We start from the raw sequence: 21,725 nt of genomic DNA, 5'->3' as shown, positions 1-21,725 counted from the left end.
CGACGGCTACGGCCCGGTGCCCGCCGCGTGGGCCCGCGACCTCATCGCCCACGCCCTCGACACCGGGACCACCACCTGGCTGCGGCGGCTGTTCACCCACTCCGACACCGGCGCCCTGGTCGCCATTGACTCACGCCAACGTCGCGTCCCCGCGGGGCTTGCGCAGCTGGTGAGGCTCCGCGACGGCGGCACCTGCCGCACCCCCTGGTGCGACGCCCCCATCAGGCACACCGACCACACCACCCCGGTCCACGCCGACGGCCCCACGACCGAGACCAACCTCACCGGCCGATGCGAGGCCTGCAACCACGCCAAGGAAGCCCCCGGCTGGCGCGCCCGACCACGATCAAGACCAGGCCAGCGGCACCGGATCGAGGTCACCACCCCCACCGGCCACCAGCACCAGTCACATGCGCCACCGCTGCCCGGTCGCGACACGCTCCGCCACTCGACCACCGATGGATGCCGGGTCGATGTGGGCTGGGCCGAGCTCACCCTCGCTGCCTGAGAAACGACGAAGGCCCCCGACCCGGGAAACACCGTGGTCGGGGGCCTTCGCGCCCTGTGGCAGGTGCAGGATTCGAACCTGCGTAGGCGTAAGCCGACGGATTTACAGTCCGCTCCCATTGGCCGCTCGGGCAACCTGCCGGGGGTGTCCACCGCCCGTCCGATTGGCCGGGTCGGCAACAAGGCGAAACAATAGCGCAGGGCCGCCGGCCACTCGAAAACGGCGGCCGACCGCCGTACCCGGCACCCCACAGCCACCCCACAGGAGGACAGGTCATGGCCGACTCGAGCTTCGACATCGTCAGCAAGATCGATCGTCAGGAGGTCGACAACGCCCTGGGCCAGACGGCTCGCGAGATCGCCACCAGGTTCGACTTCAAGGGCACCAACGCCTCCATCGAGTGGAGCGGCGAGCAGGCCATCGAGATCGCCGCGTCCGCCGACGATCGCGCGAACGCCGTGCTCGACGTCTTCAAGGGCAAGCTCGTCAAGCGCAACCAGAGCCTCAAGATCCTCGACGCCTCCGAGCCGCGCCAGTCCGGCCAGGTCAGCAAGATCTCGGTCGCGCTCAAGGAGGGCATCAGCTCCGAGGACGCCAAGAAGATCTCCAAGCTGATCCGCGACGAGGGCCCCAAGGGCGTCAAGGCGCAGATCCAGGGCGACGAGCTGCGCGTCTCGTCGAAGAAGCGCGACGACCTCCAGGCCGTCATCGCGCTGGTGAAGCAGCAGGACTACGACTTCGCGGTGCAGTTCACGAACTACCGCTGACGGCCCTTCGGACGCAGCACAGGAAGGCGTGTCGCGTCTCACGCGTCCGGCAGGAAAGATCGGTGGGGTGGGAATCAGCCGCCGTCTATCGTGGTTGAGGTCCGCGCCACCGAGGCGGGAGGCACGAGGCAGGAGAAGAGGCACGAGGTGACCAAGCAGGTCAAGCAGCTGGACCGCGTGATCATCAGGTTCGCAGGTGACTCCGGTGACGGCATGCAGCTCACCGGCGACCGGTTCACGCACGAGTCGGCGGCCTTCGGCAACGACCTGTCGACCCTGCCCAACTTCCCCGCCGAGATCCGGGCGCCGCAGGGCACCCTGCCGGGCGTCTCGTCGTTCCAGGTCCACTTCGCCGACCACGACATCCTCACCCCGGGCGACGCCCCGGACGTGCTCGTCGCGATGAACCCGGCCGCGTTGCGCGCCAACCTCGGCGACCTTCCGCGCGGCGCCACGATCATCGTCGACAGCCACGACTTCACGGCCCGCAACCTCACCAAGGCCGGCTACCAGTCCAACCCGCTCGAGGACGACTCGCTCGCCGAGTACGCCGTCCACAAGGTCGACCTGACCGGCATGACGATCGAGGCGGTCAAGGAGTTCGGGCTGTCCCGCAAGGACGCCGCCCGCGCGAAGAACATGTTCGCGCTCGGCCTCGTGTCGTGGATGTACGGCCGGCCGACCGAGACCACGGTGTCGTTCCTGCAGCGGCGCTTCGCCAAGGTGCCCGCGATCCGCGACGCCAATGTCACGGCGTTCACCGCCGGCTGGAACTTCGGCGAGACCACCGAGGCCTTCGTCGTCTCCTACGAGGTGAAGCCGGCGCCGATGGCGGCCGGCACCTACCGCAACATCACCGGCAACCTCGCCCTCGCCTACGGCCTCGTCGCGGGCGGCGTGCAGTCCGGGCTGCCGGTCTTCCTCGGGTCCTACCCGATCACCCCGGCCTCCGACATCCTCCACGAGCTCAGCAAGCACAAGTCCTTCGGCGTGACGACGTTCCAGGCCGAGGACGAGATCGCCGGCATCGGCGCCGCGCTCGGCGCCTCCTTCGCGGGCCACCTCGGCGTGACGACCACGTCCGGCCCGGGCATCGCGCTGAAGTCGGAGACCATCGGCCTCGCGGTGATGACCGAGCTGCCGCTGGTGATCATCGACGTCCAGCGCGGCGGCCCGTCGACCGGCCTGCCGACCAAGACCGAGCAGGCCGACCTGCTGCAGGCGATGTTCGGCCGCAACGGCGAGTCCCCGGTCCCGGTCATCGCCCCGCAGTCCCCCGGCGACTGCTTCGACGCCGCCCTCGAGGCCGCCCGGATCGCGGTCACCTACCGCACCCCGGTGATGCTGCTGTCCGACGGCATGCTCGCCAACGGCTCCGAGCCGTGGCGGATTCCCGAGGTCGCCGACCTGCCGGCCATCGACCCGGCGTTCGCGACGCGGGCGCACGGAGAGGACGGCGAGTTCCAGCCGTACGAGCGCGACGCGGCCACCCTGGCCCGGCCGTGGGCCGTGCCCGGCACCCCGGGCCTCGAGCACCGCATCGGCGGCCTCGAGAAGGCCGACGGCAGCGGCAACATCTCCTACGACCCTGCCAACCACGACTACATGGTCCGCACCCGCCAGGCCAAGGTCGACCGGATCGCCGACTCGCTGCCTGCGCTCGAGGTCGACGACCCCAGCGGCGAGGCGAAGGTGCTGGTGCTCGGCTGGGGCTCGACGTACGGCCCGATCGGCGCCGGCGTACGCCGGGTCCGGCGCGCCGGTCACAACGTCGCCCAGGTCCACCTGCGCCACCTCAACCCCTTCCCCAAGGACCTCGGCGAGATCCTCGCGCGCTACGACAAGGTGCTGGTGCCGGAGATGAACCTCGGCCAGCTCAGCCTGCTGCTGCGCGCGAAGTACCTCGTCGACGTCGTGGGCTACAACCACGTGCGCGGCCTGCCCCTCAAGGCCGCGGAGCTGGCCGAGGCGATCGGCGAGCTCGTCGCCCAGGCCGAGGGCGTCGAGGTCGACCTCACCTCGACGGCACAGGAGGCGCTCTGATGACCACCACCGACAACCCCGTCGGCCTGCCGTTCCCCCAGCACCGCAGCGGGATCGAGCTCGTCCCGACGCTGCCGGAGGGGGCCCAGAAGCAGACCGGCAAGGACTTCACCAGCGACCAGGAGGTCCGTTGGTGCCCCGGCTGCGGCGACTACGCCGTGCTCAAGGCCGTGCAGGGCTTCCTGCCCGACCTCGGTCTGCGCCGCGAGAACATCGTCTTCGTCTCCGGCATCGGCTGCTCGTCGCGGTTCCCCTACTACCTCGACACCTACGGGATGCACTCCATCCACGGGCGCGCGCCGGCGATCGCGACCGGCATCGCGACCGCCCGCGAGGACCTGTCGGTGTGGGTGGTGACCGGTGACGGCGACGCGCTGTCGATCGGCGGCAACCACCTGATCCACGCGCTGCGCCGCAACGTCAACATGACGATCCTGCTGTTCAACAACCGGATCTACGGCCTCACCAAGGGGCAGTACTCCCCGACCTCCGAGCCCGGCAAGGTCACCAAGTCGACCCCGATGGGCTCGCTGGACCACCCGTTCAACCCGGTCGCGCTCGCGCTCGGCGCCGAGGGCACGTTCGTCGCCCGCACCATCGACTCCGACCGCAAGCACCTCACCTCGGTGCTGTCGGCAGCCGCCGCCCACCGCGGCACGTCGTTCGTGGAGATCTACCAGAACTGCCCGATCTTCAACGACGGCGCCTTCGACGCGATCAAGTCGCCCGACACCAAGGCCGACGCGATCATCCCGCTCGTCCACGGCGAGCCGATCCGCTTCGGCACGCCCGACGAGTCCGGGAACGGCGGCAAGGGCCTGGTCCGCGACACCGCGACCGGCGGCGTGAAGGTCGTCGAGGTCGGCACCGGTGCCGGCCAGGTGGCCGAGTCGGACCTGCTCGTCCACGACGCCTACGCGGCCGACCCGACCACGGCGTTCGCGATCTCGCAGCTCACCGACGGCGGCTACCTCCACCAGGCGCCGATCGGGATCTTCCGGCAGGTCGAGCGTGCCACCTACGACGACCAGGCGCGCGACCAGGTGAAGCTCGCGCAGGGCCACACCGACACCGCGCCGGCCGACCGGCTCGCGGGCCTCATCGGCGGCGGCGACACCTGGACCGTCGTCTGACCACTGCCTGACGGTCAGTCGGTCCAGGTCCGCCAGACCTGGGAGTACGACGTCGCGTAGCCGCCGTACTCGCGCACCTTGGCGCGCCAGAACCACGAGCCCTTGCGCGGCGCGTCGATCCGCACCGCGAACCGGGCCTGCTCGTCGGTGCGCACCATGCGGTAGGTGAACCAGCCGCAGCTGCCGCAGGCCCGCTTCTGGATCCGCACGATGCGCTGCTCGTGGCCCGGGTCGACGGCGCCGCGGAGGGTCAGCACGTTGCGCTTGTCGGTCACCCGCGAGGTGATCGTGCGCTCCGGCAGCGGCTCGGCCTCCCCCGCCGCGGCCAGGGCCCAGCCGCCGACGAGCAGGAGCACGAGCGCCAGCAAGGGGGCCAGCAAGGGGGCCAGCAGGGGGGCCGGGAGCACGCGGAGTGAGCCGGGGCGGAAGTGGGCTGGCACGGGCCCTATCCTGCTCGGGTGCCGGAGCAACGTCGAGGATTCCTCTTCGGCGTGGCGGCGTACGGCATCTGGGGCGCGTTCCCGCTCTACTTCCCGCTGATGGAGCCGGCCGGCGCCGGCGAGATCCTGGCCCACCGGGTGCTGTGGTCGGCGGTGACGATGGTCGGCGTCGTGGTGCTGCTGCGGCGCACCGCGCAGGTCCGCGCCTGCGTGGCCGACCCGCGGACCCGGCTGCTGCTGGGGCTCGCCGCGCTCGTCATCTCGGTCAACTGGGTCACCTACATCTGGGGCGTCAACAACGGCCGGGTCGTCGAGACCTCGCTGGGCTACTTCATCAACCCGCTGGTCACGGTCCTGATGGGCGTGCTGATCCTCGGGGAGCGGCTGCGCCGGTTGCAGTGGGTGGCGCTGGGCATCGCCCTCGCCGCCGTGGTCGTGCTGACGCTGGACTACGGGCGGCTGCCGTGGGTGGCGCTGGTCCTCGCCTTCTCCTTCGGCAGCTACGGGCTGGCCAAGAAGACCGCGAACGTCGGCGCCGTCGACAGCCTCGCCGTGGAGACGGCCTTCCTCGCGCCCTTCGCCGCGACCTTCCTCGGCTGGCTGTGGTGGTCCGGCGACGCCTCCTTCGGCGGCCACGGCGCGGGCCACGCCCTGCTGCTGACGACGCTGGGCATCGTCACCGCCGTCCCCCTCGTCTGCTTCGGCGCCGCCGCCATCCGGATCCCGATGGTGACGCTCGGGCTGCTCCAGTACCTCGCGCCCGTGCTGCAGTTCGCGCTCGGCGTGCTGTGGTTCCGCGAGGACATGCCGGCCGGCCGCTGGGTCGGCTTCGCGCTGGTGTGGGTGGCGCTGGTGGTCTTCACCTTCGAGGCGGTCAACCACCGTCGCCGGCAGCTTCGGCTGACGGTGGAGGCCTCCGCCATCTGACGGTCACCTTCCCGTCACCCGGCGACCTCTCCGATGCCACCGTGCCTGCCTAGGTTCGCGCGCGTGTACAGCCACCCCCGAGAGGCGACGATGACCCAGACGACCCACCGCCCGCTGCTCCCCCTGTTCCCCACCGGGCCGCACGGCTCCCGCTCCGCGATGACCTGCCACTACCGGTGCGGTGACGCCTGCGACAAGCCGATCCCGAACACCTCCTCGAACGAGCACATCCAGGACGTCGTGGCGCGCGCCGTGCAGCGCCGCTCGGTCCTGCGAGGCGCCGCGATCGGCGCCGGCACCCTGGCCGTCGGCGGCCTCACCTCCCGTGCCGCCGCCGCTGACAAGGTGCCGGGCGGCTCGGCCGACCGGGGCGTGGCGACCGCGGGCTTCAGCCCGGTCCCACCCAACAAGCGTGACGCGCTGGTCGTGCCCAACGGCTTCCGCCACGACGTGGTGATGCGCTGGGGCGACCCGGTGGTCGCCGGGGCCCCCGCCTTCGACGTCGACAACCAGACCCCGGAGGCCGCCGCCCTGCAGTTCGGCTACAACTGCGACTACGTCGGCGTCGTCCCGGTCGACCGCGACCGCGCCCTGCTCGTCGTGAACCACGAGTACACCGACGAGCCGCTGATGTTCCCCACCGGCCGGTACGACGAGGCCACCCAGAAGCGGATCGCGATGGCGTCGCACGGCCTGAGCGTCGTCATGATCAAGCGCGGCCGGGTCCCCGGCTCGTGGTTCCCGGTGGACCCCCGGAAGTCACGGTACAACCGGCGCCTCCACGTCGGTTCCCAGTTCGAGCTCACCGGTCCCGCCGCCGGCGACGAACGGCTCCGGACCTCCGCAGACCCCACCGGCACGAAGGTGCTCGGCACCCTCAACAACTGCTCGGGCGGCACCACGCCCTGGGGCACCATCCTGTCCGGCGAGGAGAACTTCAACGGTTACTTCGACGCCTCCGGCAGCCTGCCCGCGGAGTACGCCACGTCCTACGCCCGCTACGGCATCACCGGCAGCGGCCGCGGCTGGAGCGAGGTCGACTCGCGCTTCGACGTCACGACAGAGCCCCACGAGCCCTTCCGCTTCGGCTGGGTCGTCGAGACGGACCCGATGCGTCCGGGGTCGGCGCCGCGCAAGCGGACCATGCTCGGCCGCTTCAAGCACGAGGGCGCCAACATCGTCGTCAACCGCGACGGCCGGGTCGCGGCGTACATGGGCGACGACGAGCGCAACGACTACCTCTACAAGTTCGTCTCGCGCGACAGGATGGACCGTCGCAGCGGCCGCGCGGCCCGTCGCCACAACATGACGCTGCTGGACCACGGCACGCTCTACGTCGCGGTCTTCACCGGCGACGGCCTCGAGGACGAGAAGTACGACGGCACCGGGCGCTGGATCCCGCTCACCTCCGACACGGAGTCGTTCGTGGACGGCATGAGCGTGAGCGACGTGCTCATCGACACCCGTCTGGCCGCCGACAAGGTGGGCGCGACCAAGATGGACCGGCCCGAGGACGTCGAGGGCAACCCGGCGAACGGCAAGGTCTACGTCGCGCTGACCAACAACTCCGGTCGCGGCACCACGGCCCCCGTCGACGAGGCCAACCCCGTGGCGACCTCCATGGTCCGCTCCGAGCTCGGCGCCCCGCTCACGCCGAAGTCCGGCAACCGCAACGGCTACGTGCTCGAGCTGACGGCGGACGGCGAGAACCACGCCGCGACGACCTTCACCTGGGAGCTGCTGCTCGTCTGCGGCGACCCGGAGGCCCCCGAGACCTACTTCGGCGGCTACGACAAGACCAAGGTCAGCCCGATCAGCTGCCCGGACAACGTCACGTTCGACAGCACCGGCAACCTGTGGATCTCGACCGACGGCAACCAGCTCGGCTCCAACGACGGCATCTTCCGGGTGCCGGTGTCCGGCCCCGGGCGCGGCCACGTCCAGCAGTTCCTGACCGTGCCCCGCGGCGCCGAGGCCTGCGGTCCGCTGATCGCCGACGACGACCGTTCGCTCTGGGTGGCGGTCCAGCACCCGGGCGAGGTCGACGGCGCGACGTTCGAGAGCCCGGCCAGCACCTGGCCGCACACGGACGACTTCCCGCGTCCCTCGGTCGCCGTGGTCTACCGCCGCCGCTGACCCCTGCCGAGCTGCCGCCAGTTTCCCCAGTGCGGGGAAACTGGCGGCAGCTCAGTGCATTTCAGGGTGAAACTGGTGGCAGCTCGCCCGTGCGGGACCTCAGGCGGTGCGGTTGGCCACGATGTCGGCAAAGGCCTCGAGGGCCTCGCGGACCGGGCCGTGGGGCACCACGTCGAGGCGCTGCTTGGCCTCCTGGGCCCGGGCCACGACGTAGGCGCGCGCCTCGTCGAGGGCGGGGTGCTTGCGCAGCAGGTCGAGGACCTCCGCGTGGGCGTCGTCGTCGGTGAGGTCGCTGTCGAGCAGCTCGAGGAGCCGGGCGTCGTCGGGGTCCTGCGAGGCGCGGGCCATCAGCACCGGCAGCGTCGGCACGCCCTCGCGCAGGTCGGTGCCGGGGGTCTTGCCGGACTCGTCGGTGTCGGAGGCGATGTCGAGGATGTCGTCGGAGAGCTGGAAGGCGCTGCCCACGATCTCGCCGTACGCCGTCAGCGCCTCCTCGACCTCGCGGCTCGCGCCGCCGAAGCGGGCGCCGTAGCGGGCTGAGGTGGCGATGAGCGAGCCGGTCTTGCCGGCGACCACGTCGAGGTAGTGGGCCAGCGGGTCCTCGCCCGTCGCGGGCGCGACGGTCTCCAGGATCTGCCCCTCGACCAGCCGGGTGAAGGTCTGCGCCTGGATCCGCACCGCGTCGGCACCGAGCTCGGCGGTCAGCTCCGAGGACTTCGAGAACAGGAAGTCGCCCGTGAGGATCGCGACGTGGTTGTCCCAACGGGCGTTCGCCGACTCGGCACCGCGGCGCAGGTCGGCCTCGTCCATGACGTCGTCGTGGTACAGCGACGCGAGGTGGGTCAGCTCGACCACGCACGCCGCGGTGATGACGTCCTCGGAGTCGGGCCGGTCGCCGGTCTCGGCGGCCAGCAGCACCAGCAGCGGTCGGAAGCGCTTGCCGCCGGCCTCCATCAGGTGGCTGGCGGCGGCGGTGACGAAGCCGACCCGACTGCGGACATGACCCGCGAGCGCCTCCTCGACGCGCGCCATGCGCGCCGAGAGCCGCTCCGCGAGACCCGCGTCGGTGACGGGCAGCGCCAGTCCGGCGGTCATGTTGCTCACCTGAGGAATTGTCCCGCACTGGCCGCGAGGTCGAGCACCGGGCCGGGGATGATGCCGAGGACGAGGGTGACCGCGGCGCCCAGGGCGATCGCGGAGGCGGTGAGCACCGACGGCTGGGTCACGCTGGGACCGTCGCCGACCGGCTCGCTGAAGTACATCAGCACGATCACCCGCACGTAGAAGAAGACCGCGACGATGCTGGCCGCGATCGCGGTGATCACGACCGGCCAGGCGCCGGCGGCGAGCGCGACCTGGAAGACCGCCCACTTGCCGATGAAGCCGGAGGTGAGCGGGATTCCCGCCATCGCCAGCAGGAAGAAGGCGAAGACGCCGGCGACGAGCGGCGACTCCTTCCCGAGGCCTGCCCAGCGGGAGAGGTTCGACTGCTCGCCGGAGGCGTCCCGCACCAGGGTCACGACGGCGAAGGCGCCGAACGTCGCGAAGCCGTAGGTGACGAGGTAGAAGAGCACCGCCTGGAGCGAGGAGAGCTCGCCGGGCGCCAGCGCACTGGTCGCCTGCACGCCGAGCACGCCGGTCAGCAGGAAGCCCGTGTGCGCCACGGCCGAGTAGGCGAGCATCCGCTTGACGTCGTTCTGCGCGATGGCGAGGACCGCGCCGACGACCATCGTCAGGATGGCGACGATCCACATCATCGGCTGCCAGCTCCAGCGGTCGGCGCCGAAGGCGACGTAGAAGACGCGCATCAGCGCGCCGAAGGCCGCCACCTTGGTGGCCGCCGACATGAACGCGGTCACCGCGGTGGGCGCGCCCTGGTAGACGTCGGGGATCCAGGCCTGGAACGGCGCGGCGCCGACCTTGAAGAAGAAGCCGACCGCGAGCATTCCCATGCCGATCAGCAGCAGGTTGCGGTTGCCGAGGTCGTTGCGGACCGCCTCGTTGATGACGCCGTACTCCATCGAGCCGGCGAAGCCGTAGACCAGGGCGACGCCGTAGAGGAAGAAGCCGGACGAGAAGGCGCCGAGCAGGAAGTACTTCATCGCCGCCTCCTGGCTCAGCAGCCGGCGACGGCGCGCCAGCCCGCAGAGGAGGTACAGCGGCAGCGAGAAGACCTCGAGCGCCACGAACAGCGTGAGCAGGTCGTTGGCGGCCGGGAACATCATCATGCCGCCGACGGTGAAGGCCAGCAGCGGGTAGACCTCGGTGTGGTCGAGCCCCTTGGTGGAGGCGGCACGCTCGGCATCGGTGCCGGGCAGCGCGGCCGCCTGGCCCGCGAAGGCCGAGACGCCGCCCTCGAGCCGGCGCTCCGCGAACAGCGCGGTGCCGGCGATCGCGAGGACCAGGATCAGGCCCCAGAGGAAGACGGTCGGGCCGTCGACGACGAGGGTGCCCTCGACGGCGATCAGGCCGCGGGCGGCCCCCTCCCCCAGCTCGGCGAGGTCGGTGGCGACCATGATCGTGCCGACGAGCGCGACCAGCAGGCCGACGCCGGTCAGCACCGTCTGGACCAGGAACCGGCGCGGCCGGTCGACGAACGCCTCGACGAGCACGCCGGCGCAGGCGACGCCGAAGACCACCAGCAGCGGCCAGAGGGCGCTGTACTCGATGGACGGCTGGACGAACTCCATGACTACTGGCCTTCCTCAGCCGAGCCGTTCCCAAGGGACACGGCGGGGGCGTCGTCGGTCACGCCGACGTTCTGGAGGGTGGTGTCGACGGTCGGGTTGATCACGTCGAGCAGCGGCATCGGGTAGAAGCCGAACAGCACGAGCGCGAGGACGAGCGGCGCGACGGTGCCGACCTCACGACGGTCCAGGTCGGGGATCGACGGCAGGTCGGCCCGGCCGGGTCCGGTCATCGCCCGCTGGTAGAGCCACAGCGCGTAGACCGCGGCCAGGACGATCGCGGTCACCGAGACGGCGCCGGCCCACCAGGCGTAGTCGAACGCCGAGATGATCACCAGCAGCTCGGACACGAACGGCGAGAGGCCCGGCAGGCTGCAGGCCGCGAGGCCCGCCACCAGGAAGACGCCCGCCAGGACCGGGGCGGCCTTCTCGTTGCCCGCCATCTCGCTGATGAGGGTGGTCCCGCGGCGGCGGATGAGGTAGCCGGCGATCAGGAACAGCAGCGCGGTCGCGATGCCGTGGTTGACCATGTAGAGGATCGAGCCGGTGGCGCCCTGGCTGCTGAGCACGAAGATGCCGAGCACGATGAAGCCGAAGTGGCTCAGCGAGGTCAGGCCGATCAGCCGCAGCACGTCGTCCTGGCCGATCGCGACCAGCGCGCCGTAGACGATCGAGATCAGCGCGAGCACCACGACGACCGGGGTCGCCCACTGCGAGGCCTCGGGGAACAGCCCGAGGCAGAACCGCAGCATGCCGAAGGTGCCGATCTTGTCGAGGACACAGACCAGCAGCACGGAGGTGCCGGTGGTCGCCTTCTCGGTGGTGTCGGCCAGCCAGGTGTGCACCGGGAAGAGCGGCGCCTTCACCGCGAAGGCGATGAAGAACCCGAGGAACAGCCAGCGCTGGGTGGCCTCGTCGATGTCGAGGGCGGAGAGCTCGGAGAGCAGGTAGGTCGGCTCACCGGCGTTGGCGGAGACGACGTACAGGCCGATGACCGAACCGAGCATCACCAGGCCGCCGGCGAGCTGGTAGACGAGGAACTTCACCGCGGCCCGGCCGCGGCCCTTGCGGCCGAAGCCGCCGACGAGGAAGTACGCCGGGATCAGCGTCGCCTCGAAGACCACGTAGAAGAGGAACACGTCGGTGGCCGCGAACACGGCGATCGACAGCGCCTCCAGCGCGAGCACCCACGCGAAGAACGCCGACGGGTTGCCCTCGTCGACCTCGTGCCACGAGGCGACCATGACGATCGGGACGAGGACCACGGTGAGCAGCAGCATCACCAGGCCGAGGCCGTCGACGCCGAGCGAGTAGTGGGCACCGAAGAGCGAGATCCACTCCGCCTGCTCGGTGAACTGCATGCCCCCGCCGGCGTCGTAGCCGGCGGCCATCACGGCGGCTCCGAGGAGCGTCGCGAGCGAGACGCCGAGGCCGACCTTCTTGGGCAGGTCGTTCGTCCGCGGCAGGAACGGCGTGACCAGGGCGCCGACGAGCGGCACCAGGATCAGGGTGGTGAGCCAGGGGAATGAGCTCATGCGAGGTTCACCGCCAGGAGAGCGAGGACGACGACGATGACGCCGCCGAGGACGGACAGGGCGTAGGAGCGGACGAAGCCGTTCTGGACCTTGCGGAGCGAGCCGGCGATGCCGCCGACCGCGAGCGAGCCGCCCTCGACGAGGCCGTCGACCGCCTTGGTGTCGGCGGTGGTCAGGCCGCGCACCGTCCGCATGGTCGGGGTGACGACGACCGCGTCGTTGATGGCGTCGCCGTAGATGTCGTTGCGAGCGGCGCGGGTGACGAAGGAGACCTCCGTCGGCGCGGAGCGCGGCACGTCACGGCGGCCGACGGTGAACCAGGCGGTCGCCACGCCGAGCGCCACCACGGCGGTGATGATCAGGGTGATCGCCAGGGCCGGGATCGGCGGCTCGTGGTGCGCCTCGGTCCCGACGACCGGGGCGAGGAACTCCATGATCCAGTCGCCGAGCAGCATCACGCCGCCGAGGACGGACAGCGCGGCCAGCACGATCAGCGGCACCGTCATCACCTTCGGCGACTCGTGCGGGTGGGCGTCGGGCGCCCAGCGCTGCTCGGTGAAGAACGTCATCAGCATCATCCGGGTCATGTAGAAGCCGGTGATGCCGGCGCCGATGATCGCGAGCACCCCGACGAGGAGGTTCTCGGCGAGCGCCGTCTCGATGATCTTGTCCTTCGACCAGAAGCCGGAGAAGCCCGGGAACCCGATGATGGCGAGGTAGCCCATCGCGAAGGTGAGGAAGGTGACCGGCAGCATCTTGCGCAGCGCGCCGTAGTGGCGCATGTCGACGTCGTCGTCCATGGCGTGCATGACCGAGCCGGCGCCGAGGAACATGTTGGCCTTGAAGAAGCCGTGGGTCAGCAGGTGGAAGATCGCGAACGCGTAGCCCGCGACGCCGAGGCCGGCGCCGAGCATCATGTAGCCGATCTGGCTCATGGTGGACCCGGCGAGGCCCTTCTTGATGTCGTCCTTGGCGCAGCCGATGATCGCGCCCCACAGCAGGGTCACGACCGCGACCACGACGACCGCGGTCTGCGCAGTCGGGGCGAGCTCGAAGATGAAGTTCGAGCGGACGATCAGGTAGACGCCGGCGGTGACCATGGTCGCCGCGTGGATCAGCGCCGACACCGGGGTCGGACCCTCCATCGCGTCGAGGAGCCACGCCTGCAGCGGCACCTGGGCCGACTTGCCGCAGGCGGCGAGGAGGAGCAGCAGGCCGAGCGCGGTCAGCGTGGCCTCGCTGGCCTCGGAGCTGACCTCGCTGATGGCCGCGAAGTCGGTGGTGCCGAAGGTGACGAACATGAGGGCGATGCCCAGCGACAGCCCGATGTCCCCGACGCGGTTGATGACGAAGGCCTTCTTGGCGGCGGCGGCCGCGGACGGCTTGTGCTGCCAGAACCCGATCAGCAGGTACGACGCCAGGCCGACGCCCTCCCAGCCGAGGAACAGGCCGACGAAGTTCGCCGACATGACCAGCATCAGCATCGCCGCGACGAAGAGGTTGAGGTAGCCGAAGAACCGGCGGCGCCGCGGGTCGTGCTCCATGTAACCGATCGAGTAGACGTGGATCAGTGAGCCCACACCGGTGATCAGCAGCAGGAAGAGCGCGGTCAGCGGGTCGTAGAGCAGCTCGAGCTCGACGGTGAGGTCGCCCGCCTCGAACCAGGTGAAGAGCTGCTGCCCCACCTGGCGCTCGTCCTCGCTGCGGCCGAGCAGCTGCAGGAACATGACCAGGCTGAGCAGGAACGAGCCGATCGGCAGCGCGGTGCCGAGCAGGTGGCCCCACCGCTCGAACGGCTTGGGGAACGCTGCGCCGCCGACGAGCAGCAGCAGCGCGCCCAGCAGCGGCAGCGCGATCACCAGCCACAGCAGGGCGAACACGCCGTCGGCCGCGCCGGCGGCCACGACGGGCACGCTGTGCTCCTCCGCGGCAGCCGTCAGGACAGGGGTGAGTGAGAGCGACATCTGAGCAGGCCCCTCAGTACTTCAGCAGGCTCGCGTCGTCGACCGAGGCCGAGCGACGGGTCCGGAAGATGGTCATGATGATCGCGAGCCCGACGACGACCTCGGCGGCGGCCACGACCATGACGAAGAACGCCGCGACCTGGCCGTCGAGGTTGCCGTGCTGCCTGGCGAAGGTCACCAGCGCGAGGTTGCAGGCGTTGAGCATGATCTCGACGCACATGAAGACCACGATCGCGTTGCGGCGCGTCAGCACCCCGACGGAGCCGATGGTGAACAGGATCGCCGACAAGACAACGTATTCGTTCACTCGTCCTCCTCCGTGGTCGCAAGGGCGCCGGACCGGCCGGAGGTCTCCGGCGTCGACGTCGGGTCGACCCCGAGCTGACGCTGCACGTCGTCGATGTCGTCGGCGAGCGCCGGGGCGGACCGGACCGTGCCCCGCGCGGCGAGCACCCGCGAGACCGAGGCCTCGGACGGGGTCCCGTCGGGCAGCAGCGCCGGGGTGTCGACGGCGTTGTGGCGGGCGTAGACGCCCGGCGCCGGCAGCGGCCCCAGCGGCTTGCCGCTCTCCGCGTAGTCGCGCATCCGGCGGGCGGCCAGGGTTGCTTGGCTGTCCCTGGGCGTCAGCCGCTCGCGGTGGGCGAGCACCATCGCTCCGAGCGCTGCGGTGATCAGCAGGACCGCGGTGACCTCGAAGGCGACGACGTACTTGGAGAAGAGCACGTTGGCGATGGCCTGGATGTTGCCGCCCTCGTTGGCGTCGGCGAGCCCGACGGCCGTGCCCATGGCGACCTGGCCGACACCGAGCCCGAGGACGACGCCGAGGACCAGCCCGCCGACGATGGCGAGCACCCGCTGGCCGCGGATCGTCTCGACCAGCGAGTCGGACGCGTCGACACCGACCAGCATCACCACGAACAGGAAGAGCATCAGGATCGCGCCGGTGTAGACGATGATCTGCACCGCGAAGAGGAACGGCGCCTCCAGCGCGGCGTACAGCACCGCCAGGCTGATCATGACGACCGCGAGCAGCAGCGCGGCGTGCACCGCCTTGCGCACGAAGAGCACGCCGAGCGCGGCCAGCACGATGACCGGCGCGAGGGTCCAGAACAGCATCAGCGCTCGGCCTCCTCGGTCGCGCGGAAGGTGCCGCGGTAGTAGTCGCCCTCGTCGTCGCCGAGCCGCATCGGGTGCGGCGGCTGCTCCATGCCGGGCAGCAGCGGCGCCAGCAGGTCGGACTTCTCGTAGATCAGCGACTCGCGGGTGGCGTCGGCCAGCTCGTACTCGTTGGTCATCGTGAGCGCCCGGGTCGGGCAGGCCTCGATGCACAGGCCGCACAGGATGCAGCGCAGGTAGTTGATCTGGTAGACGCGGCCGTACCGCTCACCGGGGCTGTAGCGCTCCTCGTCGGTGTTGCTCGCGCCCTCGACGTAGATCGCGTCCGCCGGGCACGCCCAGGCGCACAGCTCGCAGCCGACGCACTTCTCGAGGCCGTCGGGCCAGCGGTTGAGCTGGTGCCGGCCGTGGAAGCGCGGGGCGGTCGGGTTCTTCTCGAAGGGGTACTGCTCCGTGACCACCTTCTTGAACATCGTGCGGAAGGTGACCCCGAAACCCGCGATCGGGTCCCAGAACTGCTCCCTGAGTCCCTTCGGCTCAGCCATCAGATCTCCTCACCGGTCGGTTCACCGGAACGTCGGGACGCACTGGACTCGTGCACCAGCGGGCGGGCGGCGCCGCGGACGGGGCCCCCGGCTGGCATGGGCGGAACGGGGTAGCCCCCGGCGAACGCGTCGGCCGGGCCGGTTCGGACAGTCTCGTCGGCGGGCTGCTGGTCGGGCTCGCTCGCCGCCTCCTCGGCCTCGCCGAAGAAGAAGAGCACCAGGAACAGCAGGGCGAGGACGCCGATGCCGCCGAGGAGGTACTCACGCTCGATGCGGCCGTCCAGCGAGATCGCGCGGATGACGGCGACGGCGACGATCCAGGCCAGCGCGACCGGGATCAGCCGCTTCCAGCCGAACATCATGAACTGGTCGTAGCGCAGGCGGGGCAGCGAGCCGCGCAGCCAGATGAAGATGAAGACGAAGGACATCACCTTGCCGAGGAACCACAGCACCGGCCAGTACCCCTCGTTGGCCCCGGCCCAGATGTGCTCGATCCCCCACGGAGCGGCCCAGCCGCCCAGGAAGAGCGTCGTGGCCAGCGCCGAGACCGTCACCATGTTGATGTACTCGGCGAGGAAGAACAGCGCGAACTTCAGGCTGGAGTACTCGGTGTGGAAGCCGCCGACCAGCTCGCCCTCGGCCTCGGGGAGGTCGAACGGCGCCCGGTTGACCTCGCCGACCATCGCGATCATGTAGACCACGAACGACGGCAGCAGGATCAGGCCGTACCAGAGGTCGTCCTGGGCGGTGACGATCTCCGAGGTCGACATCGAGCCCGCGTAGAGGAACACCGCGATGAGCGCGAGGCCCATGGCGACCTCGTAGGAGATCATCTGGGCGCTCGACCGCAGGCCGCCGAGCAGGGAGTACGTCGAGCCGCTGGACCAGCCGCCGAGCACGATGCCGTAGATGCCGATCGAGGCGATCGCGAGCACGAACAGGACCGCGACCGGCATGTCGGTCAGCTGCAGCGGCGTGGTGATGTCGGTGAAGGGCACCTTCACCTCGGGCCCGAACGGGATGACCGCGAAGGTGACGAACGCCGGGATCACCGTGATCACGGGGGCCAGCACGAAGACCACCTTGTCGGCGGCCTTGGGGATGATGTCCTCCTTCAGCGCCAGCTTCACGCCGTCGGCCAGCGACTGCAGCAGCCCGAAGGGGCCGTGCACGTTGGGGCCGACGCGGTGCTGCATCCGCGCCACCACGCGACGCTCCGCCCAGATGTTGAAGAGCGTGAGCAGCACCAGGACGAGGAAGACCAGGACGGCCTTGATGATGATCAGCCACCACGGGTCCTGGCCGAAGTCGGACAGGTCCGGGCCGTCGAGCGGGGCCGTGCCCAGGACCCCGGAGCTGACCCCGGAGATCACACCGGTCGAGATCACTGCACGGCTCCCTTCAGCGAGACGCGGCCGCCCGGCGAGGACAGGCCGGCCAGGACTCCGGCGCCGAACGAGTTGGCCGGCACCCACACGACGTCGTCGTCGAGGTCGGCGATCTCGGTCGGCAGCGTCACCGAGCCGCGGTCACCGGTGAGGGTGACAGCCGGTCCGACGCGGTCGTAGACGGCCTCGGACACCCGGGCGACGGCAACCGGCGCGGTGGCGCGGAGGTTCTTGTCGCCGTCCTGCATCCGGCCGTTGTCCAGCATCGTCCTCCAGGTCGCCAGGGTGACCGGCGCCGCGTCACCGTCGGCCGGCGGTGCAGCGGAGGCCGCCTGCGCCTCGTCGGCGACGGGCGTGGCCTCGGTGTGCGGACCGGCGAGCGCCGGCCGGGCACCGTCCCAGGCGCCGAGCTGCTCCAGCTCGGCACGGGCCTCCTCGACGGCCCGGAAGCCGAGCGCGCGGCCGTGGCCGAGCGCCTGCAGCTCCTCGGCGATCCCGGCGAGGACCCGGACGTCGGGCAAGGATCCTGGGTTGCTGAAGACGGCGGCGAACGGCCGGGGGCGACCCTCCCAGGTCACGAAGGTGCCGGCCTTGTCGGTCACCGGCGCCACCGGGAACACCACGTCGGCCGCGCGCGTCACGTCGGTCTCGCGCAGCTCGAGGGCGACCACGAACCGGGCCGCCTCGAGGGTGGCCCGTGTGGCAGCAGGGTCGGCGGTGTCGTCGGGGTCCACGCCGCCGACGACGAGGCCGCCGATCTCACCGGCGTTCACCGCGGCGACGATCGCGTCGGCGTCGCGGCCGGGGCCGTGGGGCAGCTCGTCGACGCCCCAGGCGGCGGCGACGTCGACCCGGGCGGACGCGTCAGCGACCGGGCGGCCTCCGGGCAGCAGCGTCGGCAGGCAGCCGGCCTCGACGGCCCCGCGGTCGCCGGCGCGGCGCGGCACCCAGGCCAGCCGGGCGCCGGTGCGGGCGGCGAGCTCGGCGGCCGCGGTGAGCGCGCCGGGAGAGGTCGCGAGCCGCTCGCCGACGAGGATGACGGCGGTCGAGTCGATGCCGTGCTCGGCGTGGTCGACCAGCGCGCGGAGCGCGTCGGCCTCGTCGCCGGGCCGGGTCCGGAGCAGCTGGCCGTTCATCTTCCGCAGGCCGCGGGAGGTGTACGGCGCGATGGAGAGCACGCGGGTGGCGCCCCGGGAGCGGGACGCCTTGCGCAGCCGCAGGAAGATCGCGCCCGCCTCCTCCTCCGGCTCGAGGCCGGCGAGGACGACGGTGGCGGCGCGCTCGAGGTCGGCGTACGAGACGCGCTGGGTGAGGACCACCTCGGCGGCGAGGAACGCCTCCTCCTCGGCGGACAGCGGCCGGGCGCGGAAGTCGACGTCGTTCGTGCCGAGCGCGACCCGGGCGAACTTGGCGTAGGCGTAGGCGTCCTCGGCGGTGACCCGGCCTCCGGGCAGCACGGCGGAGGCACCGGCCGCGGCGAGGCCGCGGGCGGCGACGGCGAACGCCTCCGGCCACGAGGCCGGGCGGAGCGTGCCGTCGGTGTCACGCACCTGGGGGTAGGTGATCCGGTCGTCCTGCGTGGCGTAGTGGAAGGCGAACCGGTCCTTGTCGGTGATCCACTCCTCGTTGACCTCGGGGTCGTTGCCCGCGAGGCGGCGCATCACCTTGCCGCGGCGGTGGTCGACACGGATCGCGGAGCCGCAGGCGTCGTGCTCGCCGACCGACGGCGACGAGACGAGGTCGAAGGGGCGCGACCGGAAGCGGTACTCGGCGCTGGTGAGCGCGCCGACCGGGCAGATCTGGATCGTGTTGCCCGAGAAGTAGGACTCGAACGGCTCCTTCTCGTAGATGCCGACCTGCTGCAGGGCACCGCGCTCGACGAGCGCGATGAACGGGTCGCCGGCGATCTGCTCGGAGAAGCGGGTGCAGCGGGCGCACAGCACGCAGCGCTCGCGGTCGAGCAGCACCTGCGCGGAGACGTTGATCGGCTTGGGGAAGGTCCGCTTCACGCCGCCCGAGGCGGAGAACCGGCTCTCGCCGCGGCCGTTCGACATGGCCTGGTTCTGCAGCGGGCACTCGCCACCCTTGTCGCAGACCGGGCAGTCGAGCGGGTGGTTGATCAGCAGGAACTCCATGACGCCCTGCTGCGCCTTGTCGGCGACTTCGCTGGTGGCCTGGGTCTGGACGACCATGCCCTCCGCGACCGGGAGGGTGCAGGACGCCTGCGGCTTCGGGAAGCCGCGGCCGTTGCCGGCGTCGGGGACCTCGACGAGGCACTGCCGGCAGGCGCCGACGGGCGCCAGCAGCGGGTGGTCGCAGAAGCGCGGGATCGCCACGCCGACCTGCTCCGCGGCCCGGATCACCAGGGTGTCCTTGGGCACGCTGACCTGGACCCCGTCGATGGTGAGGGTGACGAGGTCGGCCTTCTCGGGCGCCTTCTCGGTGCTGTCGGTCGTCATGCGCTGGCTCCGGCGGTCGCACTGGACGGGAACACGGTGGAGGCGGCCGGGTCGAACGGGCATCCGCCGTGGGTGAGGTGCGCGAGGTACTCGTCGCGGAAGTACTGGATGGAGCTCGAGATCGGGCTGGTGGCGCCGTCGCCGAGCGCGCAGAACGAGCGGCCCAGGATGTTGTCGCACTGGTCGAGCAGCAGGTCGAGGTCCTGCTCGCTCCCTTGCCCCTTCTCGAGCCGCGCGAGCGTCTGGACGAGCCACCAGGTGCCCTCGCGGCACGGGGTGCACTTGCCGCAGGACTCGTGCTTGTAGAACTCCGTCCAGCGCAGCACGGCGCGGACCACGCAGGTGGTCTCGTCGAAGATCTGCAAGGCGCGGGTGCCGAGCATCGAGCCGGCGGCGCCGACCTCCTCGAAGTCGAGCTTCACGTCGAGGTGCTCGGCGGTGAGGATCGGGGTGCTCGAGCCCCCGGGGGTCCAGAACTTCAGCTCGTGGCCCTCGCGGATGCCGCCGGCGAGGTCGATGAGCTCGCGCAGCGTGATGCCGAGCGGCGCTTCGTACTGCCCCGGCCGGGTGACGTGGCCGGAGAGGGAGAAGATGCCGTAGCCCTTGGACTTCTCGGTGCCCATCGAGGCGAACCAGCCGTGGCCGTTCTGGATGATGCTGGGCACCGACGCGATCGACTCGACGTTGTTGATGACCGTCGGGCTGGCGTAGAGGCCCGCGACCGCGGGGAACGGCGGCCGCAGCCGCGGCTGGCCGCGACGCCCCTCGAGGGAGTCGAGCAGCGCGGTCTCCTCGCCGCAGATGTAGGCGCCGGCGCCGGCGTGGACGACCAGGTCGAGGTCGTAGCCGGAGCCGTGGATGTTCTTGCCGAGGTGGCCCGCGAGGTAGGCCTCCTGCACCGCCCGCTGAAGCCGGCGGATCACGTGGAGGATCTCGCCGCGCACGTAGATGAAGGCGTGGTTGGCCCGGATGGCGTAGGAGCTGATGATCACGCCCTCGATGAGGGTGTGCGGGCTCGCCATCATGAGCGGGGTGTCCTTGCAGGTGCCCGGCTCGGACTCGTCGGCGTTGACGACGAGGTACTTGGGGTTGGGGTTCTCCTGCGGGATGAAGCCCCACTTCATGCCCGTCGGGAAGCCCGCGCCGCCGCGGCCCCGCAGGCCCGACTCCTTGACCTCCTCGATGACCGCGTCCTGCGGCATCCCGAGGGCCTTGCGCAGCGCGGAGTAGCCACCGCGCTCCTCGTACGACGCCAGGGTCCAGCTGCGCTCGGCGTCCCAGTTGTCCGTGAGGACGGGGGTCAGGGTGTCGGTCACTTGCCCTCCTCCTGCTCGGTCTCGGACTCCGCACGCGCGGTGTCGGCCTGGTCGACCGCCTCCTCCTTGGAGTCGGCGGTGCGGCCGTCGCCGGCGTCGCGGCCGGCGTCGGGAGCGGTCCAGCCACGCTCCCGCGCGATCTCGAGGCCGACCAGGCTGGCGGGCCCGGCGGCCGGGCCCTCGTCGGCGAGGTCGTCGGGGAAGCCGGCGAGCACGCGCTCGGCCTCGCGCCAGGTGCAGATCCGCGGGCCGCGGGTGGAGTGGACCTCGCGGCCCTCCCGGAGGTCGTCGACGAGCGCGACGGCCGACTCCGGGGTCATGTTGTCCATGAACTCCCAGTTGACCATCATCACCGGGGCGTAGTCGCAGGCCGCGTTGCACTCGACGTGCTCGAGCGACACCTTGCCGTCAGCAGTCGTCTCGTCGTTGCCGATGTCGAGGTGTTCCTTGAGCCGCTCGAGGATCAGGTCGCCGCCCATGACCGCGCAGAGCGTGTTGGTGCAGACGCCGACGTGGTAGTCGCCGACCGGACGGCGCTTGTACATCGTGTAGAACGTCGCGACGCCGCTGACCTCGGCGGCGGTGATCCCGAGGACGTCGGCGCAGGCCTCGATCCCCTCGGGCGTGACCCTGCCCTGCACGGACTGCACGAGGTGCAGCATCGGCAGCAGGCCCGAGCGCTTCTGCGGGTAGCGCGCGGCGATCTGCTCGAGCTCGGCCCAGGTCTTCTCGTCGATGCCCTGCCGGGCCCGACCCATGTC

At 71.0% G+C, this 21,725-nt stretch carries 18 protein-coding genes and 1 tRNA gene; 6 read left to right on the top strand and 13 right to left on the bottom strand.

All coding sequences use genetic code 11. The annotated features are described in order from the left end of the window. The coding region (locus ACFP2E_RS15735; protein WP_378523751.1) for an HNH endonuclease at positions 1–508 on the top strand (508 nt) is incomplete at its 5' end. Positions 509–565: 57 nt separating this feature from the next. On the opposite strand, the gene ACFP2E_RS15730 is transcribed toward ACFP2E_RS15735, so the two are convergent. After that, positions 566–648: transfer RNA gene (locus ACFP2E_RS15730), tRNA-Tyr, on the bottom strand. Positions 649–783: 135 nt separating this feature from the next. Between ACFP2E_RS15730 and ACFP2E_RS15725 the strand changes: the two genes are divergently transcribed. The 3 genes from ACFP2E_RS15725 to ACFP2E_RS15715 all read left to right on the top strand — a co-directional run bounded on the left by ACFP2E_RS15725 (position 784) and on the right by ACFP2E_RS15715 (position 4,451). Then, positions 784–1,275 carry a YajQ family cyclic di-GMP-binding protein gene (locus ACFP2E_RS15725; protein WP_378523750.1) on the top strand — a complete coding sequence of 164 codons (492 nt, stop codon included), beginning with the start codon at positions 784–786 and terminating at the stop codon, positions 1,273–1,275. Between the two features lie 147 nt (positions 1,276–1,422). Then, entirely contained in the window at positions 1,423–3,318 is a 1,896-nt protein-coding gene (locus tag ACFP2E_RS15720) for a 2-oxoacid:acceptor oxidoreductase subunit alpha (protein WP_378523749.1), read from the top strand. After that, positions 3,318–4,451: a 2-oxoacid:ferredoxin oxidoreductase subunit beta gene (locus ACFP2E_RS15715; protein ID WP_378523748.1), complete on the top strand. Its 1,134-nt coding sequence runs from the start codon at positions 3,318–3,320 to the stop codon at positions 4,449–4,451. The genes ACFP2E_RS15720 and ACFP2E_RS15715 overlap by 1 nt, the downstream gene beginning before the upstream one ends. Before the next feature lie 14 nt (positions 4,452–4,465). Here the strand turns inward: ACFP2E_RS15715 and ACFP2E_RS15710 are convergent, their stop codons facing one another. Beyond that, positions 4,466–4,891, bottom strand: a complete 426-nt coding sequence (locus ACFP2E_RS15710; RefSeq protein ID WP_378523747.1) for a hypothetical protein — start codon at positions 4,889–4,891, stop codon at positions 4,466–4,468. A gap of 18 nt (positions 4,892–4,909) precedes the next feature. Here ACFP2E_RS15710 and rarD point away from each other — a divergent pair, with 18 nt between their 5' ends. Continuing rightward, positions 4,910–5,818, top strand: a complete 909-nt coding sequence (gene rarD, locus ACFP2E_RS15705) for an EamA family transporter RarD (RefSeq protein WP_378523746.1) — start codon at positions 4,910–4,912, stop codon at positions 5,816–5,818. Between the two features lie 90 nt (positions 5,819–5,908). Further along, positions 5,909–7,954, top strand: a complete 2,046-nt coding sequence (locus tag ACFP2E_RS15700) for a PhoX family protein (RefSeq protein WP_378523745.1) — start codon at positions 5,909–5,911, stop codon at positions 7,952–7,954. Between the two features lie 99 nt (positions 7,955–8,053). Here ACFP2E_RS15700 and ACFP2E_RS15695 read toward each other — a convergent pair whose 3' ends face one another. From ACFP2E_RS15695 to nuoE, 11 genes are all read right to left on the bottom strand, one after another. Further along, positions 8,054–9,049 carry a polyprenyl synthetase family protein gene (locus tag ACFP2E_RS15695; protein ID WP_378524175.1) on the bottom strand — a complete coding sequence of 332 codons (996 nt, stop codon included), beginning with the start codon at positions 9,047–9,049 and terminating at the stop codon, positions 8,054–8,056. Positions 9,050–9,054: 5 nt separating this feature from the next. Then, on the bottom strand, positions 9,055–10,644 hold the full coding sequence (gene nuoN / locus ACFP2E_RS15690; protein ID WP_378523744.1) for an NADH-quinone oxidoreductase subunit NuoN: 1,590 nt from the start codon (positions 10,642–10,644) through the stop codon (positions 9,055–9,057). A gap of 2 nt (positions 10,645–10,646) precedes the next feature. After that, positions 10,647–12,176, bottom strand: coding sequence for an NADH-quinone oxidoreductase subunit M (locus tag ACFP2E_RS15685; protein WP_378523743.1), 1,530 nt, complete (start codon positions 12,174–12,176; stop codon positions 10,647–10,649). Then, the gene (gene nuoL / locus ACFP2E_RS15680) at positions 12,173–14,140 is read right to left on the bottom strand and encodes an NADH-quinone oxidoreductase subunit L (protein ID WP_378523742.1); all 1,968 of its coding nucleotides are present in this window, start codon (positions 14,138–14,140) and stop codon (positions 12,173–12,175) included. Before nuoL ends, ACFP2E_RS15685 begins: the two co-directional genes overlap by 4 nt. Positions 14,141–14,153: 13 nt before the next feature. Next, positions 14,154–14,447 (bottom strand): NADH-quinone oxidoreductase subunit NuoK, encoded by a 294-nt coding sequence (gene nuoK / locus ACFP2E_RS15675; protein ID WP_378523741.1) that lies wholly within the window; start codon positions 14,445–14,447, stop codon positions 14,154–14,156. After that, complete coding sequence (locus tag ACFP2E_RS15670; RefSeq protein WP_378523740.1) at positions 14,444–15,256, bottom strand: NADH-quinone oxidoreductase subunit J; 813 nt, start codon at positions 15,254–15,256, stop codon at positions 14,444–14,446. Before ACFP2E_RS15670 ends, nuoK begins: the two co-directional genes overlap by 4 nt. Continuing rightward, complete coding sequence (gene nuoI, locus ACFP2E_RS15665; protein ID WP_378523738.1) at positions 15,256–15,801, bottom strand: NADH-quinone oxidoreductase subunit NuoI; 546 nt, start codon at positions 15,799–15,801, stop codon at positions 15,256–15,258. The genes ACFP2E_RS15670 and nuoI overlap by 1 nt, the downstream gene beginning before the upstream one ends. Beyond that, positions 15,801–17,117 (bottom strand): NADH-quinone oxidoreductase subunit NuoH, encoded by a 1,317-nt coding sequence (gene nuoH, locus ACFP2E_RS15660; RefSeq protein ID WP_378524174.1) that lies wholly within the window; start codon positions 17,115–17,117, stop codon positions 15,801–15,803. The genes nuoI and nuoH overlap by 1 nt, the downstream gene beginning before the upstream one ends. 68 nt (positions 17,118–17,185) lie before the next feature. Beyond that, positions 17,186–19,648 carry an NADH-quinone oxidoreductase subunit G gene (locus ACFP2E_RS15655; protein WP_378523737.1) on the bottom strand — a complete coding sequence of 821 codons (2,463 nt, stop codon included), beginning with the start codon at positions 19,646–19,648 and terminating at the stop codon, positions 17,186–17,188. Beyond that, the gene (gene nuoF / locus ACFP2E_RS15650) at positions 19,645–20,964 is read right to left on the bottom strand and encodes an NADH-quinone oxidoreductase subunit NuoF (RefSeq protein WP_378523736.1); all 1,320 of its coding nucleotides are present in this window, start codon (positions 20,962–20,964) and stop codon (positions 19,645–19,647) included. Before nuoF ends, ACFP2E_RS15655 begins: the two co-directional genes overlap by 4 nt. Beyond that, positions 20,961–21,722: an NADH-quinone oxidoreductase subunit NuoE gene (gene nuoE / locus ACFP2E_RS15645; RefSeq protein WP_378524173.1), complete on the bottom strand. Its 762-nt coding sequence runs from the start codon at positions 21,720–21,722 to the stop codon at positions 20,961–20,963. Before nuoE ends, nuoF begins: the two co-directional genes overlap by 4 nt. Between the last annotated feature and the right edge of the window lie 3 nt (positions 21,723–21,725).

Origin of the sequence: Nocardioides sp. GCM10027114 (assembly GCF_042659625.1) — a bacterium.
Taxonomy (GTDB): domain Bacteria; phylum Actinomycetota; class Actinomycetes; order Propionibacteriales; family Nocardioidaceae; genus Nocardioides.
The sequence above is the reverse complement of the archived record's forward strand: the minus strand, read 5'-3'. Positions and strand labels throughout refer to the sequence as shown.